The following is a 23,713-nucleotide window of genomic DNA, read 5'->3' as shown; positions in this document are numbered from 1 at the left end:
AGCTTCTTTGATAGCAAAGTTCAGTGGTACTTCTGTTTATCCAGTTCGACACTATTAGATTGTCTATCTGGTCAAAAACGGTAATTTGAAATTTGGTTGAGTAGATAGGTAGTTGCCAGTAATTGTGGTAAAAATGTGCAGGGCCTTTAACGGCTTGAATGAATCCACAGTTGCAGGGGTGATATTGGCTTCTGTTGAAAATGTTGTGGTGGCGGAAAAAATTCCGGGTGAATGGACAAACCGCTAGTAAGAAATAGTTTTGATTTGGGGATCGGTTTCCGATGAGCCAGATGTTGCCCGAATCGGGGTTCTCCTCGAGCGAGATGGCTAAATATGACACTGATGCCCGTGCTGGAGTAGCGGCCGGCGTTGCCCCGCGCTATATCAATTTAATTGCACTTACGTCCCTATTTCTAATTTGGGGATTTATTACCGGCCTGAACGATGTGCTGGTGCCGCACTTAAAAAATGTTTTTGAGTTGAGTTACACCAAAGCTGTCTTGGTGCAGTTTTACTTTTTTGCCGCCTATTTCCTGGTATCCGTGCCGGCAGGCATGTTGTTGAGGCGGGTTGGCTATCAGCTTGGGCTGGTGCTCGGGCTTTTGGTGGCTTGTGCGGGCTGCCTGGTCTTTATTCCCGCTGCCCGCCTGCAAATCTACGAAGTGTTTTTGCTGGGGCTGTTTGTTCTGGCTTCCGGTATTACCCTGCTGCAGGTTTCCGCAAACCCCTATGTTATTGCGCTGGGCAGTGCTCGCACGGCGCCCAGTCGACTGAATCTGACCCAGGCTTTTAACTCCCTCGGAACTACCTTGGCACCGGTGATTGGCGGCGCAGTTTTCTTTGCTGGGCTCACTATTTCCGCTGACCCGGATACAGCGGCGAGTATTATCGAGTTCAGGGCTCGCGAAGCGGCTTTGGTTGAGACCCCTTATTTCTGGTTGGCCGTACTTCTCCTGGTAATGGTCGCTTTATTTTCCTGGATCAGGTTGCCAGCTATTCCCGAGCACCAACAAGGTGGAGGGGCGGATGGTCACGATGTGTTTTCTCTGTGGCGTTTCCCCCGCTTGACCCTGGGGGCTGTAGGTATTTTTGCCTATGTGGGTGCGGAGGTGGCTATTGGCAGTTTTCTGGTGAGTTTCTTTGGTGAGCCATCAGTGGCCAAGATGGCTCCTTTTGAAGCGTCAAAGTATGTCTCCTATTACTGGGGTGGGGCGATGATAGGGCGCTTTGCCGGGGCCTTTTTGCTGCGCTTTGTTTCTGCGGGAAAAACTCTAGCGGTTTGTGGTCTGGGTTCGGTGGTGCTTATTGCCATCGCGATGATGACGTCTGGCCCGATTGCTGTCTGGTCCATAGTTGCAGTGGGCCTGTGTAACTCGATTATGTTCCCGACCATATTCAGCCTGGCCTTGCGTGGGCTGGGCAAACATACCAGCCAGGGTAGCGGTGTTCTGTGTATGGCAATCGTCGGCGGTGCAGTTATTCCTCTATTCCAGGGGATGCTGGCCGATAGTGCCGGTATCCAGTATTCATTTTTGGTGCCTCTGGTTTGTTACTGCTACATCGTTTATTACGGCGCTTTTTCGCGAACCCTGCGCGGTAGCGCGGCGGAGTAAAGCCTTCATTTGTCCTTTCCGCCTTGTCTGCGATTTGGACCAGCCCATCGGATTTCTATTGGCCTATAGAGACAAGTACTGCAATTTGTTGTCATTGCGGACTGTGCCCACAGGGTAGCCATGACTTAGTTTTATGGCCGTTCGGTGCATACGGCATTCGCAGAACTAGATTCCGACGAGAGCTGGGTTTGGAGTTATCTCTAATATTTCAGCTCGGTGGAGGCAGACCGTGTACAACTGCCGGGGCAGGTGATGTGCGGCATAATAAATATGGCGATAGTAGGTCGCGCTGGGTGTAGGGCTTTGGAGATATTTCCTCTGAAGTTTGTCTGAGCGCAACTCGTAGAGCCAGTTAACAAGCGTGGAATAATTTTGGGAGTTATTCGTGAATTTTAGTAAGCGATTTTCGCTGGGCTTTGTGCTCTGTGCTTCTGTGCTCGCCGGGTGTCATTCCGAGAGCCAACAAACTGAGCCAAAAGCCGATAAAGCGCAGGCCGATACTGGCACCAGTGCCGCCGAGGGCATCGACAACTGGCCTGAACTCAAGCCAGCCTTACCACGCGATGAAAAGCTGGAAACCCAAATCACTGAAATCATGTCCCGCATGTCTCTGGAAGAGAAAGTGGGTCAGATGATCCAGGCGGAAATCCGCAGCGTTACTCCTGAAGATGTGAAGACCTATCACCTGGGTTCCGTATTGAATGGTGGTGGCGCCTTCCCGAACAATGACAAGTTCGCCACCCCCCAAGACTGGTTGGCCCTTTCTGACGCCTTCTTTAAGGCTTCTATGGACACTTCCGATGGTGGTGTTGCGATTCCCCTGATCTGGGGTTCCGATGCGGTTCACGGCCACAACAATGTGATCGGTGCGACTCTGTTCCCTCACAATATTGGTTTGGGTGCCGCTCAAGACCCGGAGCTGATTGAGCGTATTGGCAGCGCCACCGCCCGCGAAGTGGCAGTGACCGGTATTGATTGGACTTTCGCTCCCACCGTCGCGGTAGTCCGCGATGACCGCTGGGGCAGAACTTACGAGAGCTATTCCGAAGATCCCAAGATTGTTGCGGATTATGCCGAGGCAATGGTGAAGGGGCTCCAGGGCGAAAAGTCCAGCGCTGAATTCCTGCGCGGCGAAAATCTGGTAGCCACTGCCAAGCACTTTGTCGGTGACGGTGGTACGAATCGAGGAATTGACCGAGGTGATAATGCGGTTCCGGAAAAAGAACTGGCAGAAGTCCATGCAGCGGGTTACCTGACATCTCTGCCGGCAGGCGTACAGACCGTTATGGCTTCATTCAATAGCTGGAACGGTGAAAAACTCCACGGCCACAAATACCTTCTGACCACTGTTTTGAAAGAGCGCCTTGGTTTTGATGGCTTTGTGGTGGGCGACTGGAATGGCCACGGTTTCGTGCCCGGTTGCACTGTAGAGAGCTGTGCAGCGGCGATTAATGCCGGCCTGGATATGTTTATGGTGCCGGCGGACTGGAAAGCCCTGTACAACAACACCCTGGCCCAGGCCAAAAGCGGTGAAATCGGTGCAGAGCGTATCGATGATGCGGTTCGCCGTATCTTGCGAGTGAAGATCCGTGCCGGTCTGTTTGACCGCAATATGCCGCTGGCAGGCAAAGACGGCATCCTGGGCAACCCGGAGCACCGCGCAATCGCTCGTGAAGCGGTACGCAAATCCCTGGTATTGCTGAAAAACAACGACCAGCTGCTGCCATTGGCTGCTGACCAGAATATTCTGGTTGCCGGCGATGGTGCGGATAACCTGTCCAAGCAGAGTGGTGGTTGGACGATTTCCTGGCAGGGTACCGGCAACACGCGCGCAGACTTCCCCGGTGCGACTTCAATCTTTGAAGGTATTTCATCGGCGGTTAAAGCTGCTGGCGGTGAAGCGGTATTGAGTGCGGATGGCAGCTTCTCAGATGCTACTTTTGCCAATGGTAAGGCACCCAAGGTTGCTGTTGTTGTATTTGGCGAAGAGCCCTATGCAGAGTGGCACGGCGATATTACCAACCTGGAATACCAGCGCGGTAACAAGAAGGATTTGGCGCTGCTGAAAAAACTGCGCGAGCAAGGTGTTCAGGTAGTCAGTGTATTCCTGTCCGGCCGTCCGCTTTGGATTAACAGTGAATTGAATGCATCCGATGCCTTTGTTGCCGCCTGGCTGCCTGGCTCTGAAGGTGCTGGTGTTGCGGATGTGCTGATTAAAGGCGCCGATGGGGAAGCCCGTTACGACTTTACCGGCAAGCTGCCATTTAGCTGGCCAATGCACAGCTATCAGAATGTCCTGAATCCATACCACGACAATTACGAGCCACTGTTTGAGTTGGGCTATGGCCTGGCTGCTGAACAGGAATCCCTGGTGAGTAACGAATTGCCGGAGACCAGTGAATCCAGTGCCGGTGGCGGTTTGGAAGAAGCCTGGCTGTTGGTATCCCGCCCGCAAGCTCCCTGGGTGTTGAATATTGCTGAAGCTGGGGCAGAGGTTGTACCTGTACACGGTAACTTCGCGGTTAGCGGAGACGATAAAAACATCACTGTCAGCTCCATCGATATGTCTTCCCAGGAAGATGCTCGACTGATTACCTGGAAAGGCCTGCGTCCTGGCGCAGTTCAGTTGTCTGCTGAATATATGCAGGACCTGAATGTCTACCTGGAAGAGAAATCTGCGCTGACACTGAATATCCGTGTCGATCAGCCAATTGAAAAGCCAGTGGTGGCTACCATGAACTGTGGTGATGGCTGTTCTGCCAAGGTACCGCTGGAGTCTGCGCTGAAATCCATGGAGCAGAAAAGCTGGACCCGGGTTTCTGTAGATCTGCAGTGTTTTGTAAAAGCCGGTGCGGATTTCGGCAAGGTGTTTAGTGCCTTTGGCTTGGAGAGTGAAGCTCCGATGGCTATTGCGGTTGCCAACGTTAAGTTGACCCCGGAAGCTGGAGTATCTGCTGATATTCGTTGTGACGGTTAAGTTACAACACACTTAAGGGACTAATTACCCTCAGTTCTAACCGGAGCCTGTTTTTTTGGTTTCGGTTAGCGGCTGAAATAATTTGTTCTCACAGGAACGGTGCCAGTGTGATGTTCTATCCCGTTGGCACTTCTTTGCCCACCAATCTCTTCTTTCCAGATATTACTATTTCTTTTATCCCATAGATTTACTACTGGGGTGGAAGGAAAGAATACACTTCACTCGAGACACGCTGTGAATACATCCCTGTAAGCTCCTAATCGGCATCCATGCCTCATAGGGTCTCGAGCGCAGTGTATTATTTCCTTCTCCCTTTTTAGTATATTGGATAGCGTAGTCCCACGATAAATCTACCTCTCCTGATTTTTGTTATTTCACGCCTTCATAGTATTAATTGTCACAAAATTATTGCCGCTATTGGTGCTGTATTGAGTTGTCAGGCACTGCAAACGTGCAAGCGAATAAATAATTCAATAAATTTTATTTTCTAATCTTATTTAAATTTTGGAGTGGGGTAGGCTTTGCGCAGATTCCATTTTCTCGGGAACAGAAAGGTAATTGATTTGAAATGAAGCTGCCATTCCACTCTGGTTAGTATGGCTTCGCTCTCAAAATTAGGGCTCTTGGATAGTTGGCATTCTTATTGCTGGTTATTTTTTTGAGTGTTTACTTTTCAGACCTGGCCTTCCATTGAATTATGGCGGTTATGGTGGGTTGGTTCCCTACTTGATTTTTGTGCATTTTGAGGTCCTCGGTCATGGTAGTGCCGGGGATGGTGCGGATAAATTAACTTGAAATTGAATTGGAGGAACTAATGGCACCTTGTCATATCGTTTTTTTACCAGGACTTTTCGCGCGTGGATGGATTTGGAACCAGGTTGCAGGCGCTTGCCGGCAGCAGGGGCATAAAATAACTGTTATCGAGCCATCTATCCCCGAGGTTTTTATGGGTAAGTTGGATTCGGCGCACGGAATGATTAGAGAGTGTCTCCAGTTAAATGGAGATATAGAAAATAATATTTTGGTCGGCAACTCGATGAGTGGGCTTATTACGTTAGATTTTGCCGCAAAATATCCTGAACTGGTAGCTGGGGTGGTTATCAGTGGAGCCCCGGGGCTTGAGGAATTGGAGGCAGGAGTTTCCCTTTCTGATTTACGCGGATCGGTACCTGGAGCAGCAAATACACTTTGTGAGCGGGTCTTCCGGGATATTAACCGCCTGCCGAAACCGGACTACGAAAAGGGCGTCGCCGATATCAATACTATTTTCTCCACTAACGAAACGTTTAAATCAGTGGTTAAATGGCTGAATATAAGTAGGAAGTATGATGTTTATGGCAGTCTGAAGAAAGTGAGATGCCCGATCAAGTTAATATGGGGAGACTTCGATCAAATAACACCGGCTGAATCCTGGCGGTCGCTGGCCTCCCAGAATGATAATTTGGATTATTGTGAAGTGTATGATTGTGGGCACAGTCCTATGCTGGAAAAGCCTGAAGAATTTTATCAGCTTCTCTCTGGGTATCTTCTTGGTATAAACAGGCCCTTGGCGCGGACTGCTTGATGACAAGCATTTCCCGGGTGGCTCGAGATGCATAGCTATGACAGAAGTTGCGCTTGTCATAGCTATGTATCTCGAAGGCTGTTATTAATGTTCTCTCGAAGTTTTTTCCTCGAGACGATAGTCGGGTCGTTAGGTTCCCTGCATATAGTCTGTAATTGTTTTTTCCTCAAAGTTAATATCAGAAAACAAAGCTTGTACTTTGGGGCCTGTAGGTGATTGGGCGAGAAAACCAATCCTGGTGGACTTGGAGGTCTGCAGGGGAAATGATCGAAGGTATGACCAGTGTCTGCTATCCTCTGAGTGATAAAAGAAGTATGTAGTTCCTTTCCTCGCAATTTTTAGATAGCTATACTCCCTCTGGGTTTCTATATGATAGGCATCGTCACCACCTTCATAAGCCACGGTAGACGCTATGCCATTTCTGCCAGAGTTAAACCTCTCAAGTAGAAGTTTTGCCCAGTTTCCCTCGTCTACATAAACAATTAAAGCGGCTCCATCAAAGCTTTTCTCAAGGTCTACAGAGACTTTTGCGGAAAAAATAAAGTCAGATTTCGGTGCGAAAAGTAACCTTGGGGCATTGTCTATTTGATAAGAGCTGTCGGCATTGGTGAATAAATCGCTGCCTTTTGTGGCGGTGATGGTGATTTTTGAAGGTGCGATGCTTGGTTCTTGAATGGTGTGCTGTTTTTCCAGCGGATAGGGAATTAGTAAATAGTTGTAAGTTTCTGGGGCGGCTGTCATTGCTATGCAATTGCTGGTTTGAAGTATCAAAGTCAATAGAGCGGGGGATAGGTATTTCATGATTTTATATCCTTTCTAGTGGACATATACGATGAAAGGTATTGCTGAAGATTTGCTTTTGATTTTATAAGTGCCTCTATTGTTTTCATACCCTTTGGCGCAGTCTCCTGCTCAAGAATAATCCACTGGCTGCCGCCGACTTCAATACTGGCCTCAATAATTGAAGGCCAATCTATTAGATCCATGCCGATTATAGCTTTATTGTTAATATTCTCGTCAGGAACCCAGGATTTAAAGTGAGTGGTATAGGTTCGCCCCGGATATCGTTTTAGATAGTTGATAGGATCTTTGCCTGCCGCAGAAACCCAGCCGATGTCTAACTGCAAAATGAAATTGTCATCAGTAGACTGGGATATATAGTCCCAGAAAGTTGTGTTTTGATAAGTGGAAAATTCTTTATCGTGATTATGAAATCCCATTTTCAAACCGTACTTGGAAAGAACGGATTGCGCACTGCGAAGCTGCGATATTAACTTGTCTACCCCGTTAGGGTCCCAGCTTCTCGGGTCCCAGCCAACAATTAGGTATTCGGCACCCAGGGTCTGGTAATAAGTGGCCGTTGCATCAATTGATTCCGGGAGTAGCTGGGTAATAGAAACGTGTGCACCGCTCACTTTTAGCTTTAATTGCTCCAATAGAGAGCGGAGTTCCTTTGGTTTTGCTTTGTACGGACCTAGTTCCGTAGCCAGTTCTATCGCATTAAAACCTGCTGCTTTTAGTCTTTTTAGTGTGCCTGAAAAGTCCCGGTTTAACTCATGGCGAACAGACCATAGTTGAACCCCGAGTTGGGGTTTAATTTTCTCAGTAGCCATATTAACTTCTATTGCGACTGACTTTAAGGTAGGTAAAGTTGTCAAGAGAAGAGCTGTAAACAGATTGCGAGATAAATTTCGTAGGCTTATCACTTTTATAATCTCCCCGCAGAAAGTTCGCCGGCTGCATAGTTTGCGGCTCGAGCAGTTAATGCCATAAAAGTTAGAGAGGGGTTTTGAACTGCTGAAGAGGCGAAGCAGGAGCCATCGGTTACAAAAAGGTTGGGTATATCGTGCGATTGGTTGTGCCCATTTAAAACTGAGTTGGTTTTATCACTACCCATTCGTGCTGTGCCTACCTCATGGATGGCACTTCCAGGGGGATATTTATCACTAGTGACTTGTCCACTGACTTCACTTAACCCCAAATTCTTAAGCATAGCTTGCATGGTCTCACAGGCATCCTCCATCATTAGGCGCTCATTTTCAGACCATTGGCAATTGATATGTAGTTGCGGGATTCCCCACTTATCTTTTTTGGTGGAGTGGAGGCTGACCTGGTTTTCGTGCCTCGGTAACATCTCTCCCTGTGCACCGATCCAAAATCCCCAGCGCCCAGGTTGTTGCAGTTTTTCTTTGAAAGATTTTCCAATCCCCTCGGAAGCAGCCATTGTCCGCCAGTCCTGCCGATAGGCGCTTCCTGAAATCTGGTAGCCGCGCTTGTAGTGCTTTCGGTAAAGTTCGGGGCGATATTGGAAATTGGGAATCAGGATGCCGGTTGGTCTCCACCCGGAGAAGTACTCATCTTCATAACCATCAATAAAGCCGTGGGCTGAGGCATTGTAATTGTGGTCCATAAGGTAGTGGCCCAGTACACCAGAGCTGTTGGCGAGCCCCTTGGGGAAATGCTTGTTGGCTGAGTTGAGGAGTATTTGGGTTGAGCCCAATGTGGATGCGCAGAGGAAAACGATTCGGCCAAAATACTCTCGTTGTTGCAGGGTTTCGCTGTCGATTACCCTTACGCCAGCTACTCGGTTCTTTTTCGAATTATAAATAAGTCTGTGTACCACGCTATTACTGGCAATTTGTAGTTTGCCGGTTCTCATTGCGGCTGGCATGGTGGCGCTTTGTGTAGAAAAGTAGCCGCCGAATGAGCAGCCTCGTTGGCACTGGTTACGAGCCTGGCAGTTGTATCGGCCTAGGGCTACCTGTTCCCGGTTTGGCTTGGTCAGGTGAGCCGCTCTTCCAATAATGAGATGCTTATCACGATACTGCTTTTCAAACCTGGACTTGATGTCTTGTTCACACTGGTACATCTCAAATGGTGGTTGGTATTCGGAGTCTGGCAGTTGCTCAATATTGTCCGTATTGCCACTGATTCCGGCAAAGCGTTCGACTTTGCTGTACCAGGGAGCGATATCCTTGTAGCGAATGGGCCAATCAACTCCTACGCCATCACGTTTGTTTGCGAGAAAGTCGTGGTTACTAAATCTATATGACTGCCGGAACCAGAGAAGGCTTTTGCCCCCTACTTGATTGCCGCGAATCCAGGTAAAGTCCGAACCGGGCTCTGTGGAGTAGGGTTGTTCGTTGTCATTGCAGAAAAAATGCTTGGTGCTTTCATTGAGAAAAATACTACGACTTTGTATCGGGTAGATTTCTTTTTTCTCTTTCAGGTTCATTTTAGTACGGAGTGGGAATTCCCAAGGTCCCTTGTTTTCTGTGGGGTAGTCCTGACCGTGTTTTACCATCCGGCCCCGATCTATCATCAGGGTATTTAACCCCCGTTCGGTTAGTTCTTTTGCTGCCCAGCCACCGCTAATACCTGACCCTATAACGATTGCGTCAAATACCTGGTTTTCTTTTTGGATCAATAATTCATCATTTTGCATAGTGCTTTCCTTTAAATACGTGGCAGTGAACCCCAGGCCTTCCCGGTTTGATCCAATGGAACTGAACCTTTGAACCCACGGGGAATTGCTTGGTAAGCAAGCTCACGGGTGGCTCCGGTAAAGCTGGTGTAGTAGCCAAGGCACACCAGGAATTTAAGATTCCTGAAATCTTGCTGTAAGTCTGGGTTAAAGGGGGCTATTCCGGTGTCGAGTGATTCGAGTAGAGCAACCGATTGTTCTGGAGCAAGATGAATAAAGGGGTGTCCATACCGGGTGGTGGCACGCTCATCCAACTCATGTAAGAGCTTTTTGGTTTTTAGCTGGGTCTGCTCTTCTATGCAGTCGGTTAAATAGTGATCGATAAATAAATGGCACTCTGTTTCAGCTGCGCCGGGAGTATCCGTTGCGGGTATCAGGTAGGAGCAGATTTTGTGCAGGGTGGTGAGTTGTTCAATAGAGAAAAGCCGTGCCCGGTAGGCGTCAGTTCTTCGCGATTTGAAAAAATTATCTGCTGCCGCAAGAGCTTGCTGCTCTGTGCAGGTTAGGGCCAGAGAGGTCCCGCCCACAGTGGCCAGTCCTTGAATAAATTTCCGACGGTTTATCATCCCGGTCTCCTCTTGTTGCTTGAAGAGTTAGTTCTTTTCTAGTGAATCGATACTGGTAGGGAGATTTTGTCTTCGGGGCTCAAGCTCGTCGTCTTGATTTGTGGTGATACCCAAATCTGGACGTACAAATTCAGGTATTACCTAAAGCTTTACCCCTTATTTGGGCGGGCTGATGGTGGTTTAGTGGTAATATCTTTCTAGGGAGCCTCTGAATAACTCCGTGATACTTCTGGCATGCAGAGCGGTTCACAATCAAGGCGCGACTTCGCAGGAATGTCTAGACCTTTCAAGAAGGTAGAAGGGCTATTTGAGTATCAATGGACGCTTTACTATTCAATTTCCACGATATTGTTCTGATAATGACCAGTTATCAGTGCGCTCTTTTTGCACTGTTGTTGTTAGTGATTCGTCGTGAGCGGCGTTTCAGCAATACCTTGTTGGCGCTATTTCTGTTCTCGCAAGCCGCTATTCCCCTGGATATCCTGATTAATTTTGGTGAGGGTTTCCGCAGTTGGTCCATTGAGACTTCCCCGAACTTGTTTTTTGTATTTGGCGCAGCCTACTGGTTAGAAGGTCCCCTGTTACTTTGGTATACCCGCTCCTTAACTCGCGAGGGGTTTAGGATTTCCAGGCGGGACCTTTGGTACCTGCTGCCTTTTTTACTGGCAGTCGTGTTTGAATATTTCTCCTACTGGCAATTTGATAGCGAAACCAAGACAGCCATGCTGCGTGGGGAGAATTTAACAACTGGCTCAGTGTTCGATCACTTGTTGGGATTGGCTCGTGAATCGCTTCGGGTACTTTTCGGTGTTTTGTGTCTTTTTGAGGTGCGTCGATGCCGCAGGCAGATTCGAGATAATCATTCCAGTATTGAGAAAATTGACCTGACTTGGCTGCTGGTGTTGATCTGGGGCTTCTTGCTGGTTCGTATTTGGGCTCTGATGATTAACCTGGCGGTTGGGCTGGCGCAGGAGTGGCAGCTCCAGTTGGATATTGGAGCGATGGGGCTGTTTAGTAACTACGCCGTATTTGTTTTGGTTAGCGCCATGATCTTCTTTAGTCTCAGTTACTCCTCAATGTTTGAGGGCGATGGGCATAAAGTGGAGAAGTCCGGGGAAGATGTAAGTTCTGACCAGGAACAGGATGCTAATGGGGAGCCTGAGATTGATCTGGAGTTGGCAGCCCAAATTGAAAATTATATGCGGGGAGAAAAGCCTTACTTGGTTCCAGCCCTTACACTAGAGCAGCTGTCCGGGCAGTTACAGGTATCACGCAGGTTGCTTTCACAGACTATTAATCGTCATTTTCAATGCAACTTCTTCGAGTTTGTAAACCGTTACCGTATAGATGAGGCAAAACGGATGTTGCGGGAGCCGCAAAATGCGGGGCTCACCGTGATGGAGGTAATGTTGTCCTCGGGCTTTAACACCAAGGCTACATTTAACTCCTTTTTTAAGAAAATGGTGGGTATGACGCCGACCGAGTACCGCCGGCTTAATTGCGAAGCCAGGGCTGGCAGTGAGAAGGGTGCTATAGAGCCCAGCTAAAGGGCTCTAGCCGCCTTTGCTGGGTTTGGCGGTATACTTTTGAAAATTTGATTCTGGCTCGACCCCTTGTGAAACCCGTAGCCCCCCCTGAAAAACTCCCAACTCTGATAAAGGGATTACTAAAGTCCCACCCTGCCAGCGGCCAGTTGTGGGTGGGGTTTTCTGGTGGTCTGGACTCCACTGTTCTCCTGCACCTTCTGGTAACTTGCCAGGTTCCCGTGCGTGCGCTTCATATTCACCATGGCCTAAATACAAATGCGGACATTTGGCTGGCTCACTGTAAAGAGTTTGCTGAAAATCTGGCGGTACCCTTTACAGCCACCCAGGTTACTGTTGATTACAAAGATGGCGGATTGGAGCAGGGGGCTCGCCGGGCGAGATATGAGGCCTTCAATCAGGTGATGTCCGAAGGTGATCAAATTCTGCTCGGTCACCACGCGGATGACCAAGCTGAGACTTTCCTGCTGCGCTTAATGCGGGGCGCGGGCGTGTTGGGATTGGCCAGTATGTCCGAGAGTCGAACTATCGGAGATAATAAGTACTTACTGCGCCCTCTACTCAGGGCGGGGCGAAAAGAGCTAGAGCAGTGGGCTGAGGCTCACGGATTGAGCTGGATTGAAGATGACAGCAATGCGGATGAGGCCTTGGAGCGTAATTTTTTGCGGCATCGAGTTGTTCCACTGCTCAACCAACGTTGGGGAGTGAGTCGCCAGATCGCTCGGGCAGCGGAGAACCTGAGGGAGTCTGCCGACTTGCTGTCTGAGTTGGCACTTGCTGACCTGGAGGAGGCTGACTTAAAGGCAGAGCGATTTGGCGAAAGTCTGGCCCTGCCTCGCTTCTTCAGCCTTAGCGAGGGGCGCCGTAAAAACCTTATGCGGCATTGGGTATTGGGCCAAGGGGGGCAGCCGCCAGAGTCAGCCCTATTAAATCAGGCGCTTTTCCAAGTGACTCATGCGGCAGAGGACGCACAGCTTGAAGTTAATATGGGTGGGCGAGTGGTACGACGTTTTCGGAATCGCCTTTACCTGACCCCTGAGCTGGCGCCAATTGCCAATAGCTCCGATAAAAGTTGGCACTGGGATGGCCGCTCTAATCTGGCTCTGCCAGCGGGTGGCATTCTTCGGTCCTCGTCGGATTGGCCAGTGGACGATTATCGAGTGTGTTATCGCAGAGGAGGGGAGCGTGCGCACCCGGTAAATCGCTCCAGGTCACAAACGCTTAAGAAGCTCTTGCAGGAGTGGGCCCTTGAGCCCTGGCTCAGGGATCGTGTCCCATTGGTATTTTTGGGGGATGATCTGGTGGCTGTCGCGGGGCTCTTTTCATGCAAAGCAGGCTGCGCCATCCCGGATGAACCACCCGGCTGGCGGTTTTTCGATTGAGTGTTAAGGGGGTTTCTGCTACCCTGGCGCCCCGTCTAAAAGGCACCGGGAGAAGCTGGATTATCCGCCCGGGCCAGCCCTGTAAGCTCGACATTCATCGAGCGCTCAACTGACCAAGGTTTTGCATGACGCGCTATATTTTTGTAACTGGTGGCGTGGTTTCCTCGTTGGGGAAAGGTATCGCCTCCGCCTCTTTGGCCGCCATTCTCGAGGCCCGCGGCCTCAAGGTTACCATCCTCAAACTGGACCCCTACATCAACGTAGACCCGGGTACCATGAGTCCCTTCCAGCACGGCGAGGTGTATGTCACCGAGGATGGTGCCGAGACTGACCTGGACCTGGGTCACTACGAACGCTTTATCCGTACCCGGATGTCCAAGCGTAACAACTTCACCACCGGCCGCGTGTACGAAACCGTACTGCGCAAAGAGCGCCGTGGTGACTACTTGGGTGGCACCGTACAGGTGATCCCCCATATTACCGACGAGATCAAGCGCCGCGTTGTAGAAGGTGGCCGCGATGTCGATGTCGCTATTGTTGAAATCGGTGGCACCGTAGGTGATATCGAATCCCAACCGTTCCTGGAATCTGTGCGTCAGCTGCGTGTGGAAATGGGCACCAATCGCGCCCTGTTGATCCACCTGAGCTATGTGCCTTTCCTTGCCACTGCTGGTGAAACCAAGACCAAGCCGACTCAGCACTCTGTTAAAGAGTTGCGTTCTATCGGCTTGCAGCCGGATATTCTGCTGTGCCGTTCCGAGCGTGAGATCGATGAGGACTCCCGCCGCAAGATCGCACTGTTCACCAATGTTGAAGAGCGCGCTGTTGTACCGCTGCCCGATGCCAAGACCATCTACGGCGTACCGCGTCTTCTGCACAGTTACGGCCTCGACGATATCGTTGTGGAAAAACTGCAGCTGGAATGCCAGGCACCAGACCTTTCCGAGTGGGATGAAGTGGTCGATGGCAAGCTGAACCCGCAGCACGAAGTGAAAATTGCCATGGTTGGCAAATACATGGAGTTGCTGGATGCCTATAAGTCCCTGATCGAGTCCCTGACCCATGCGGGTATCAAGCATCGCTGCAAAGTGGATATCGACTTTATCAACGCTGAAGACGTTGAGGGTGAGAACGGCATTGACCTGATCAAGGATGCCGATGCAATCCTGGTTCCCGGTGGATTTGGTGAACGCGGTTTAGAGGGCAAGCTTGAATCTGTTCGCTACGCTCGTGAAAACAATATTCCTTACCTGGGCATCTGCCTCGGTTTGCAGTCTGTGGTTATCGAGTTCGCGCGCAATGTGCTCGGCCTCGAAGGTGCCAACAGTACTGAATTCAATACTAAAACCCCGCACCCGGTTATCGGCCTGATCACAGAGTGGATCGATAGCGAAGGCAATATCGAGAAGCGCGACGAGCAGTCCGACCTGGGTGGCACCATGCGCTTGGGTGGCCAGGAGTGTCGTTTGGCTAAAGACACCAAGGCTCGCGATATCTACGGCGCAGACGTCATTGTAGAACGCCACCGCCACCGCTACGAAGTGAACAACAACTACGTTGATCGCCTGCAGCAAGCTGGTTTGAAAATTGGCGGCTGGTCTGCAGACGATACCCTGGTAGAAATGGTTGAATTGCCGAACCATCCCTGGTTCGTTGCTTGCCAGTTCCACCCGGAATTTACTTCAACCCCGCGCGACGGCCATCCGCTGTTCGAAAGCTTTGTTGCCGCCGCAATGAAGCAGCGTGAAAACCAGGGTTAATCAGTAATCCGCCCCCGGTCTCTGTGACTGGGGGTGAGATGACAGGGAGCTGACAGTGAAAACAATTGAAGTCGGAAATATTCAGGTCGCCAACGATAAGCCCTTTGCGCTGTTTGGCGGTATGAATGTACTGGAATCCCGCGACCTGGCGATGCAGGTGGCTGAGCACTATGTAAAAGTCACTGAAAAACTGGGTATTCCCTATGTTTTTAAAGCGTCTTTTGACAAGGCCAATCGCTCTTCCATCAATTCCTATCGCGGACCGGGAATGGAAGAAGGCCTGAAGATTTTTCAGGAAATCAAAGATACCTTTAAGGTTCCCTTGATTACCGATGTCCACGAAGTACACCAGGCTGCTCCGGTTGCCGAAGTCGTAGATATTATCCAGCTGCCGGCCTTCCTGGCCCGCCAGACTGATCTGGTCGCCGCTATGGCAGCGACTGGTGCAGTGATCAACGTCAAAAAGCCCCAGTTTATGAGCCCGCCGCAAGTTAAAAATGTGGTGGAGAAATTCGCTGAGTGTGGCAACGAAAAGATTCTTTTGTGTGAGCGCGGTGCCTGCTTTGGCTACGATAACCTGGTTGTCGATATGCTGGGCTTTAGCACCATGATCAACGCCTCCGGCGGTGCCCCGCTGATTTTTGATGTCACCCATTCACTGCAAATGCGCGATCCTTCCGGTGCAGCTTCTGGTGGTCGCCGTGCACAGGTCACTGAGCTGGGCCGCGCAGGTTTGGCTATCGGTATTGCCGGCCTGTTCCTGGAAGCACACCCGAATCCAGACAAAGCATTGTGTGATGGTCCCAGTGCATTGCCACTGGAAAAGCTGGAGCCATTCCTGGCGCAGATGAAAGCGGTAGATGACCTGATCAAAGGTTTTGAGCCGCTGGATACGAAATAAAAAAGAAATATTTTTGCGCGCCCTGATGGGGCGCGCGGCACTTTCCTCTCTGCTATTTGGCCTGAGCGCTGTAGCAAAAAGTGCGTAAAGTCTGATTTACGAAAACCTATTTTCAGTAAGTACCAATACGGAGCCCATTGTAAATGAGCAAGATTGTCGCTGTTAAAGCCTTTGAAGTAATGGATTCTCGCGGTAACCCTACCGTTGAAGCCGATGTAATCCTGGAGAATGGTTCTATTGGCTCCGCCTGCGCCCCCTCCGGTGCCTCCACTGGCTCCCGTGAAGCGCTGGAACTTCGCGATGGCGATAAAAGCCGTTACTTGGGTAAGGGTGTCCTGAAAGCGGTTGAAAATATCAACACTACTATCGCTGACCTGCTCAAGGGTATGGATGCTGCCGATCAGCGCGCCCTGGACAAGGCGATGATCGATGCCGACGGCACTGAAAATAAGGCGAACTTCGGCGCTAACGCTATTTTGGCGGTTTCCCTGGCTGCCGCTAAAGCAGCTGCTGCTTCCAAAAAAATCCCTTTGTATCAGCACATTGCTGAGGTAAACGGCACTCCGGGCGAGTACTCCATGCCGGTACCGATGATGAATATCCTCAATGGCGGCGAACACGCTGACAACAATGTGGATATCCAGGAATTTATGGTTCAGCCGGTTAAGGCTGAATCTTTTGCTGAAGCCCTGCGCCAAGGTGCTGAGATCTTCCACTCCCTGAAAAAAGTACTGTCCAGCAACAGCCTGAACACTGCGGTTGGCGATGAGGGTGGCTTTGCTCCGAACCTGCCTTCCAACGAAGCGGCACTGAAAGTGATTGCTGAAGCTGTAGAAAAGGCCGGTTACACCCTGGGCGATGATATTACCCTGGCTCTGGACTGCGCTTCTTCCGAGTTCTACAAAGATGGCAAGTACGACTTGGCTGGCGAAGGCAAGCAGTTCGACAGTGAAGGTTTTGCCAGCTACCTGGCCGATCTGTCCGCCAACTATCCGATCCTGTCTATCGAAGACGGTATGGACGAGAGTGATTGGGACGGTTGGAAAGTACTCACCGACAAAATTGGTGAAAAAGTACAGCTGGTAGGCGACGACCTATTCGTAACCAACACCAAGATCCTGAAGGAAGGTATCGAGAAAGGTGTCGGTAACTCTATCTTGATCAAGTTCAACCAGATCGGCTCCCTGTCCGAGACTCTGGATGCGATCAAAATGGCTAAAGATGCGGGCTACACCGCTGTGATCTCTCACCGCTCCGGTGAGACCGAAGATACCACTATTGCGGATCTGGCGGTTGCGACTGCTGCTGGTCAAATCAAGACCGGTTCCCTTTGCCGTTCAGACCGCGTAGCCAAGTACAACCGTCTGCTGCGTATTGAAGCTGAGCTGAATGGTTCCGCTCCTTATCGCGGCCGCGCTGAATTCAAGTAATCAATTATTTGAATTAGCGTGCAAGTACTACAAAGAGGGGCCAGCCCCTCTTTGTAGTACTATAAATACGAACAAGCGAAATATCGTAATCTCGTATGAAATGGCTGCTGGCAATACTCACCATTATGCTCCTCGCCACCCAGTACCGACTTTGGGTTGGTGAAGGTAGTCTCGCCGAAGTTACCCGTCTCAAGCGTCAATTAGCCCAACAGCAAGAAAAAAATATCGCGCTGGTGCGGGAAAACCGTCAACTGTTTAGGGAAGTCCGCAGTTTGAAAGTTGGCACTGATGGTGTGGAAGCGAAAGCCCGTTATGACCTGGGACTGATCAAGGAAGGGGAAACACTGTTTATCTTCCTGGATAAGGAAGAGGCTGAAAATTGATTAAGGATTATTGGGTCATTGTACCCGCTGCCGGCGTTGGCAAACGTATGGGGGCTGATCGCCCGAAACAGTACCTGCCATTGCTCGGGCGACCACTGCTATCCCTGACTTTAAAAAATATTCTTGGGTGGCCAGGTTTGGCTGGCGTTGTAGTATCGCTATCGGAGCAGGATACCTACTTCCCTCACCTGAAAGAAGCAAACCACCCCTTGGTACACACCGTCATTGGTGGAGCTGAGAGAGCAGACTCTGTTCAGTCCGCCCTGGACTTCCTGGCGGTGCGAGAAAGCGGCGATATTCCGGTTTTAGTCCACGATGCCGCACGACCCTGTGTGTCTGAGCGCGATATTTGCGCTTTACTCAGTGACGAAGTCTCACCGATGGCACTTTTAGCACGCCCCGCAAGCGACACATTAAAGCGCAGTCATGTGACTGGCGGTGTAGCCTGTGTGGAAGAAACGGTTGACCGCGAAAGTATTTGGTTGGCGCAAACCCCACAGCGGGCCCCTCTCAGTACTCTGCACTCATGCCTTGGTAAAGCCCTGGAACAAGGGGTCGCTGTAACCGATGAAGCCAGTGCACTGGAGTTTTTTGGCCATTCACCGCAATTGGTTGCGGGTGATAGTGACAATATTAAAGTGACGCACCCCGCCGATATCATAATTGCAGAAACTATTTTACGTCTGCGCTACTCCCCGACTGAGGATAAGCGATAGTGAGTTTTCGAATAGGCCAGGGCTTTGATGTGCACGCATTTGGCCCTGGTGATCATGTAGTGCTCGGAGGAGTACAAATCTCCTATGGGTATGGTTTGGTAGCTCATTCTGATGGGGATGTTTTACTGCACGCCCTGTCGGATGCCTTACTGGGTGCTCTGGCCCTGGGAGATATCGGTAAACACTTTCCCGATAACGATGAACAATTTGCCGGAGCGGATAGCAGAAACCTGCTTCGACATGTTGTTGGATTAATCGATAGTAAAGGGTATCGCCTGGTTAATGCGGATATGACGTTGATTGCCCAGGCCCCCAAAATGGCTCCGCATATCGATGGAATGCGAGTCAATATTGCCGCTGACTGTGGTGTTGATTGCGGTGCGATCAGTGTCAAAGCAACCACTACAGAAAAGCTTGGATTTACTGGTCGCGGTGAGGGTATCGCCGCGCAAGCTACTGTTTTATTAGAGCGCAAAGATGTCTGAAGTTTGGAATCTGGATTGGCCCCGAGCGCTTGGGGGTGCGGTAATTTCTGGCGATTTTCGAACAGAACCAGAAGATTTTATTGTCGATGAACTGGCTATGCCGCCGGCTGATAAAGATGGCGAGCATGTTTACTTGCAGGTTAAAAAGCGCGGGGCAAATACCGCCTGGGTTGCCAAGGAATTGGCGAAGTTAGCTGGGGTGCAAAGCCGGGATGTCAGCTTTTATGGCTTGAAAGACCGACATGCTGTTACCACTCAATGGTTCAGTGTATGGCTCGGACAAAAGCCAGAAGCAGACTGGTCGCAAATTAACAGCGATGAGATTTCATTGCTCCAGGCCTTTCGGGGACCACGCAAGTTGCGTCGTGGCGAGCATATGGGGAATCGCTTCAAGATTCGGCTGCGCAATGTAGAAGGTGACCGGGACAAAGTAGAAGAAGTACTTCAGCTGATTCCCAAAGGGGTGCCCAATTACTTCGGTGAACAGCGCTTTGGGATTGATGGCAATAACCTTAGCCTGGCAAAAAACTTAGCTGAAGAGGACGGTCGCTGCCGCAAAAGCGAAAAGGCCTTCGCCATGTCTGCTGCCCGTAGCTGGCTGTTCAACCAGGTTTTGGCTGAACGAGTCAATACCGGAACCTGGCAGAGCCCCCTCGTTGGAGAGCCTGAAGATTACCCAACCGGGCCTCTTTGGGGGCGTGGCAGAAACCTGTCAACGGATGCCCTGGGGCAGTTGGAAGAGCAAGTGTTGTCCCCGTGGCAGCCTTGGTGCAACTGGCTGGAGCACTGCGGTCTTAGTCAGGAGCGCCGGGCCATGATTTTATCCCCGGAGGCATTTCGCTATGAGTGGGAAGGTGATCATTTAATCGTCGAATTTGCCTTGCCACCGGGTACTTTTGCTACGGCTTTGCTACGGGAGATAGCTCAGCTGGTCAATGTTAAACAGTGCACATAAAATTTGTATTTAGGTGACTGGCGCTGTTGCACAAATCATGGACAAGAAAAGAATATGGATCGCTTGAGACAAGAAGGTCTGGGGATGACTTCCCAACGAACCCGTAATCGCTTGATCCAGCGATTGCGGGAAGAGGGGATATCCAACGAGGAGGTACTGGATGTAATGGCATCTACACCTCGACACCTCTTTTTGGATGAGGCCCTGGCTATTCGGGCTTATGAAGATACTGCTTTGCCCATAGGGTATGGCCAAACTATTTCCCAGCCATACATTGTCGCCCGTATGACTGAACTCTTACTGAGTAGAGCCAAGTCTCTACACCGAGTTCTGGAAGTGGGTACGGGCTCTGGCTACCAAACGGCCATTCTTGCTCGTTTGGTCGAACAACTTTATTCCGTCGAGCGTGTCGAACCTCTATTGGAAACCGCTCGCCATCGGTTGGGGGAGCTGGGTTATAGCAATGTAGAGTACAAGCTCAGCAGTGGGGGTTTTGGTTGGAAAGAAGAGGGCCCTTACGATGCTATCCTGGCTGCAGCAGCACCTGCAATGATTCCTGATGAGCTGCGAGAACAGCTGGCTCCCAATGGGGTTTTAGTAATTCCGGTGGGGGCTGAGCAGCAATACCTGACGATGGTGACTCGTCGTGAGGATAGTAATAAGTTTGATGTGGAAAAGTTGGAAGCGGTACGTTTCGTGCCTTTACTCGGTGGCGTGGTTCGATGAGATTTGCTGAGGTTCTAAAAAGTCGCTACCCCGGAGTACTACTGCGGGGAATGGCAATGGGGGCTGCCGATGTGGTGCCCGGTGTTTCCGGGGGAACTATTGCCTTTATTACCGGCATCTACCAGGAGCTTTTGGACTCCCTCAGTCGAATAGGCCCGCATTGTATTACAGTGTGGCGGAAGGAGGGGTTTCTATCTACTTGGCGCTATATTAATGGGAGCTTTTTGCTCTCTCTTTTCCTTGGGGTATTGTTGAGCGTTTTTAGCTTGGCCCACCTGATTAGTGGCTTACTGCAAAATTATCCAATTGTTGTGTGGTCTTTCTTTTTCGGTTTGGTTCTCGCTTCCATTGTTCCCATTGTGAGAAATATCCCCCGGTGGTCGCCATCTGTTTTGGTTTTTCTCGCACTGGGTATTGCGCTTGCAGTAACAGTGAGCGAGATGCGGCCTTCGGAGATACCGGCAACTCCACTTACGCTATTTTTATCAGGTGCTTTGGCAATATGTGCGATGGCACTGCCGGGAATTTCCGGCGCTTTCCTGCTGTTATTAATCGGGATATACCCCAAGGTTTTAGCTGCAGTTCATGAACTCCAAATTTCAAACCTATTGTGCTTTGCGGCAGGGGCGGTAATAGGACTGATGCTCTTCAGTCGGTTGTTGTCTTGGCTGATGCACAAATATGTAGCCAGGACACTGGCATTTCTTGCCGGGGTTTTGTTGGGTAGTTTGAAGATTATTTGGCCCTGGAAACTGCCAATGTCCGGGGAAATCGAAGCATCAAGCAAATTGGCCCCTTTGCTATCCAACACTTCTCCGCTAACTTTTGTCGAGCAAACCGGCGACAGTGCTCATTTGGGGGGCGCAATTGTTGCGGCTCTAGTGGCAGCGCTCTTAGTTCTCGCTGTAGACTTCTTTGGCAAGGTGCACAGAGAGAAGTCTTGCGCCACTCCGCAATAAGATCTGGAAAATCTCGGTATGGCAGCGTTTTATCAAACTTTTCCAGAGATTTTTGGAGCTTTTCTTTAGACACTTTTTCCATAAATGCCGTGGTCTGATGTAAAAAGAGAATAATGGAATGTCATCTTTTGCAACCTCTTGAGCGCCGATGTTGGCGGAACAAACTCCCTAAAATCGGTCATTGTTTGTGGGGGGTGTTTAAAATATTAGGCTTGCTGGTTCTGCTGCAGGCCGTTTCCTCCTGTTCCAGCCATAAGGCTCCCTCAAGCTCCCTACGCCAGCCTCCGAGCATCAAAATTACCCACCACACGGTTGGTAAAGGGGATACCCTTTATTCGATAGCCTGGCGTTACGGCAAGGATTTTCGCCAATTGGCAGCGATAAATGGTATCCGCTCCCCTTATCAAATATATCCTGGGCAGAGAATCAGGCTGACGGGTTCAGTGCCAACCAAGAGCACTGCCAGCACGCAAAAGAAGCAAAAAGCGCCAGTCGCAAAAGCTAAACCGAAAACAACACAAACGACCACTGCTAAAAAATCTTTAACACCAAGCCCAAAGCGCCAATCAACAGCATCTCGCCGGAGCGGATCGGTCAACTGGCGCTGGCCCGCCAAGGGGAAAGTGATTAGTCACTTCCGCTCTGGGGACCCATTGCGTAAGGGAGTTGATATCGCGGGTGAAAAGGGTGAGTCTGTACTGGCAGCGGCTGATGGCACCGTGATCTACGCAGGAAGCGCCTTGAGAGGTTATGGAAAGCTGCTGATCGTCAAGCACAACGAGGTTTACCTCAGTGCCTATGCACACAATCACCGGTTGCTCGTAAAGGAGGGCAGCAGGGTAAAGGCGGGGCAAAGGATAGCGGAACTGGGTTCGAGTGGTACCGACCGCAACAAGCTCCACTTTGAGATTCGCAAAAACGGTCAGCCAGTAGACCCTCTTGCCTACTTACCGTAAGTTCACGGCCGCAGTAAAGCTCTGCAAATAAAAATGGACTTTTAACTAGTACCACTTGAGGTAGTCACTGTAATCGTGGCCATCCCAGGGTCAGCCGATTCAGTGGCTGTCGCCACATACCTGCGGCATTGATAGTTGTGTTATCAATGTCCGAGTGTGTTGTGCGGCTGAAATTGGCAAAGTACAAGGAGCAGGGGAAATGGAAGCACAACGGCAAGACCAGTCTATGGCTGGCCAGGCAGAAGACTTTCCTCCTGAGTTAGACGTTGAAAATGATGAGCAGAAATTAGGTTCAACTGAAGCAGGTGTTAGTCGCACGCGGAAATCTGCGGCTAAAAAGAGTTCCGCACCCTCCCAGGCAGAGAAAAGTAGAGTTTGTAGATTGGATGGCGATGGCCATTTGCAGAAAAATCTCGACGCTACTCAACTCTATCTCAATGAAATTGGATTCTCCCCCCTATTGACCGCAGAAGAAGAGGTGTATTACGCGCGCAAGGCTTTGCGTGGAGATGCTGCGGCAAGAAAACGAATGATCGAGAGCAATCTTCGCCTTGTTGTAAAGATTGCTCGCCGCTACGTTAGCCGAGGTTTGGCACTGCTGGACCTTATTGAGGAAGGCAATCTGGGCCTGATTCGAGCAGTTGAGAAGTTTGATCCAGAGAGAGGTTTTCGCTTTTCCACTTACGCCACCTGGTGGATACGTCAGACGATAGAACGGGCCATAATGAATCAGACCCGGACCATACGCTTGCCCATCCATGTCGTGAAAGAGTTAAACGTGTACTTGCGTGCATCTCGAGAGTTGGCGCAAAAGCTGGATCACGAGCCATCCGCAGAAGAAATTGCGACCCTCCTTGAGAAGCCAGTCGAAGATGTCGAGCGTATGCTGGGGCTCAATGAGCGGGTCACTTCTGTAGATACTCCCATTGGGCCCTCTTCTGAGAAGACCTTGGTAGATACCATCCCCGATCAGCAGGAATCTGACCCAGCAGAGCTTTTACAGGACAGGGACCTTTTTGACAGCATCAACCGCTGGTTGGGAGAGTTACCTGACAAGCAGTGTGAAGTGGTCTCTAGGCGGTTTGGTTTGCGCGGTTTTGAAGCGAGCACTCTGGAAGAAGTCGGGCGTGAAATCGGTCTCACCAGGGAGCGGGTCAGGCAAATACAGGTGGATGCACTGAAACGTTTAAGAGAGGTTATGGAGAAGCAGGGGCTCGACGGGCATTCACTATTTGGCAATTTGTAGCCTCTACTCCTTGATAATACCCCACTGCCAGTTTCTGGCTGTGGGGTTTTTTATCATCTCTTCTTG

20 protein-coding genes are annotated in these 23,713 nt (G+C 50.3%); 16 read left to right on the top strand and 4 right to left on the bottom strand.

The window, feature by feature from the left end:
- The first annotated feature begins 281 nt into the window (after positions 1-281).
- From ACJJIL_RS15440 to ACJJIL_RS15430, 3 genes are all read left to right on the top strand, one after another.
- The gene (locus ACJJIL_RS15440) at positions 282-1,613 is read left to right on the top strand and encodes a sugar MFS transporter (protein WP_444916480.1); all 1,332 of its coding nucleotides are present in this window, start codon (positions 282-284) and stop codon (positions 1,611-1,613) included.
- A gap of 385 nt (positions 1,614-1,998) precedes the next feature.
- A complete protein-coding gene (locus ACJJIL_RS15435) occupies positions 1,999-4,590 on the top strand; it encodes a glycoside hydrolase family 3 protein (protein ID WP_445360124.1) in 2,592 nt (863 codons plus the stop codon).
- 814 nt (positions 4,591-5,404) lie between these two features.
- On the top strand, positions 5,405-6,154 hold the full coding sequence (locus ACJJIL_RS15430; RefSeq protein ID WP_445360123.1) for an alpha/beta fold hydrolase: 750 nt from the start codon (positions 5,405-5,407) through the stop codon (positions 6,152-6,154).
- Between the two features lie 129 nt (positions 6,155-6,283).
- Here ACJJIL_RS15430 and ACJJIL_RS15425 read toward each other — a convergent pair whose 3' ends face one another.
- The 4 genes from ACJJIL_RS15425 to ACJJIL_RS15410 all read right to left on the bottom strand — a co-directional run bounded on the left by ACJJIL_RS15425 (position 6,284) and on the right by ACJJIL_RS15410 (position 10,204).
- Positions 6,284-6,955, bottom strand: a complete 672-nt coding sequence (locus tag ACJJIL_RS15425) for a DUF1349 domain-containing protein (RefSeq protein WP_445360122.1) — start codon at positions 6,953-6,955, stop codon at positions 6,284-6,286.
- The gene (locus ACJJIL_RS15420) at positions 6,952-7,767 is read right to left on the bottom strand and encodes a sugar phosphate isomerase/epimerase family protein (RefSeq protein ID WP_445360121.1); all 816 of its coding nucleotides are present in this window, start codon (positions 7,765-7,767) and stop codon (positions 6,952-6,954) included. Before ACJJIL_RS15420 ends, ACJJIL_RS15425 begins: the two co-directional genes overlap by 4 nt.
- A 95-nt stretch (positions 7,768-7,862) precedes the next feature.
- Positions 7,863-9,599 carry a GMC oxidoreductase gene (locus tag ACJJIL_RS15415; protein ID WP_445360120.1) on the bottom strand — a complete coding sequence of 579 codons (1,737 nt, stop codon included), beginning with the start codon at positions 9,597-9,599 and terminating at the stop codon, positions 7,863-7,865.
- An 11-nt stretch (positions 9,600-9,610) separates the two neighbouring features.
- Entirely contained in the window at positions 9,611-10,204 is a 594-nt protein-coding gene (locus ACJJIL_RS15410) for a gluconate 2-dehydrogenase subunit 3 family protein (protein ID WP_445360119.1), read from the bottom strand.
- Between the two features lie 317 nt (positions 10,205-10,521).
- Between ACJJIL_RS15410 and ACJJIL_RS15405 the strand changes: the two genes are divergently transcribed.
- The 13 genes from ACJJIL_RS15405 to rpoS all read left to right on the top strand — a co-directional run bounded on the left by ACJJIL_RS15405 (position 10,522) and on the right by rpoS (position 23,647).
- The gene (locus tag ACJJIL_RS15405) at positions 10,522-11,751 is read left to right on the top strand and encodes an AraC family transcriptional regulator (RefSeq protein WP_445360118.1); all 1,230 of its coding nucleotides are present in this window, start codon (positions 10,522-10,524) and stop codon (positions 11,749-11,751) included.
- Between the two features lie 68 nt (positions 11,752-11,819).
- Positions 11,820-13,130, top strand: a complete 1,311-nt coding sequence (gene tilS, locus ACJJIL_RS15400) for a tRNA lysidine(34) synthetase TilS (RefSeq protein ID WP_445360117.1) — start codon at positions 11,820-11,822, stop codon at positions 13,128-13,130.
- Positions 13,131-13,255: 125 nt separating this feature from the next.
- On the top strand, positions 13,256-14,890 hold the full coding sequence (gene pyrG, locus ACJJIL_RS15395) for a CTP synthase (protein WP_252085084.1): 1,635 nt from the start codon (positions 13,256-13,258) through the stop codon (positions 14,888-14,890).
- Between the two features lie 55 nt (positions 14,891-14,945).
- Entirely contained in the window at positions 14,946-15,791 is an 846-nt protein-coding gene (gene kdsA, locus ACJJIL_RS15390) for a 3-deoxy-8-phosphooctulonate synthase (RefSeq protein WP_445357946.1), read from the top strand.
- 143 nt (positions 15,792-15,934) lie between these two features.
- On the top strand, positions 15,935-17,221 hold the full coding sequence (gene eno / locus ACJJIL_RS15385; protein ID WP_445360116.1) for a phosphopyruvate hydratase: 1,287 nt from the start codon (positions 15,935-15,937) through the stop codon (positions 17,219-17,221).
- A gap of 95 nt (positions 17,222-17,316) precedes the next feature.
- Positions 17,317-17,604, top strand: a complete 288-nt coding sequence (locus ACJJIL_RS15380; protein WP_282931806.1) for a septum formation initiator family protein — start codon at positions 17,317-17,319, stop codon at positions 17,602-17,604.
- Positions 17,601-18,320, top strand: a complete 720-nt coding sequence (ispD, locus tag ACJJIL_RS15375) for a 2-C-methyl-D-erythritol 4-phosphate cytidylyltransferase (protein WP_445360115.1) — start codon at positions 17,601-17,603, stop codon at positions 18,318-18,320. Before ACJJIL_RS15380 ends, ispD begins: the two co-directional genes overlap by 4 nt.
- The gene (gene ispF, locus ACJJIL_RS15370; RefSeq protein ID WP_445360114.1) at positions 18,320-18,805 is read left to right on the top strand and encodes a 2-C-methyl-D-erythritol 2,4-cyclodiphosphate synthase; all 486 of its coding nucleotides are present in this window, start codon (positions 18,320-18,322) and stop codon (positions 18,803-18,805) included. The genes ispD and ispF overlap by 1 nt, the downstream gene beginning before the upstream one ends.
- The gene (gene truD, locus ACJJIL_RS15365) at positions 18,798-19,760 is read left to right on the top strand and encodes a tRNA pseudouridine(13) synthase TruD (protein WP_445360113.1); all 963 of its coding nucleotides are present in this window, start codon (positions 18,798-18,800) and stop codon (positions 19,758-19,760) included. The genes ispF and truD overlap by 8 nt, the downstream gene beginning before the upstream one ends.
- 54 nt (positions 19,761-19,814) lie before the next feature.
- Positions 19,815-20,486, top strand: coding sequence for a protein-L-isoaspartate(D-aspartate) O-methyltransferase (locus ACJJIL_RS15360; RefSeq protein WP_282931810.1), 672 nt, complete (start codon positions 19,815-19,817; stop codon positions 20,484-20,486).
- Complete coding sequence (locus tag ACJJIL_RS15355) at positions 20,483-21,445, top strand: DUF368 domain-containing protein (RefSeq protein WP_445360112.1); 963 nt, start codon at positions 20,483-20,485, stop codon at positions 21,443-21,445. The genes ACJJIL_RS15360 and ACJJIL_RS15355 overlap by 4 nt, the downstream gene beginning before the upstream one ends.
- Positions 21,446-21,639: 194 nt before the next feature.
- Positions 21,640-22,401: a peptidoglycan DD-metalloendopeptidase family protein gene (locus ACJJIL_RS15350; protein ID WP_444894558.1), complete on the top strand. Its 762-nt coding sequence runs from the start codon at positions 21,640-21,642 to the stop codon at positions 22,399-22,401.
- Positions 22,402-22,600: 199 nt separating this feature from the next.
- Positions 22,601-23,647, top strand: a complete 1,047-nt coding sequence (gene rpoS / locus ACJJIL_RS15345) for an RNA polymerase sigma factor RpoS (protein ID WP_413664895.1) — start codon at positions 22,601-22,603, stop codon at positions 23,645-23,647.
- Positions 23,648-23,713 lie beyond the last annotated feature (66 nt).

This window comes from Microbulbifer maximicatervae (SeqCode) (genome assembly GCF_052468095.1).
The sequence above is the reverse complement of the archived record's forward strand: the minus strand, read 5'-3'. Positions and strand labels throughout refer to the sequence as shown.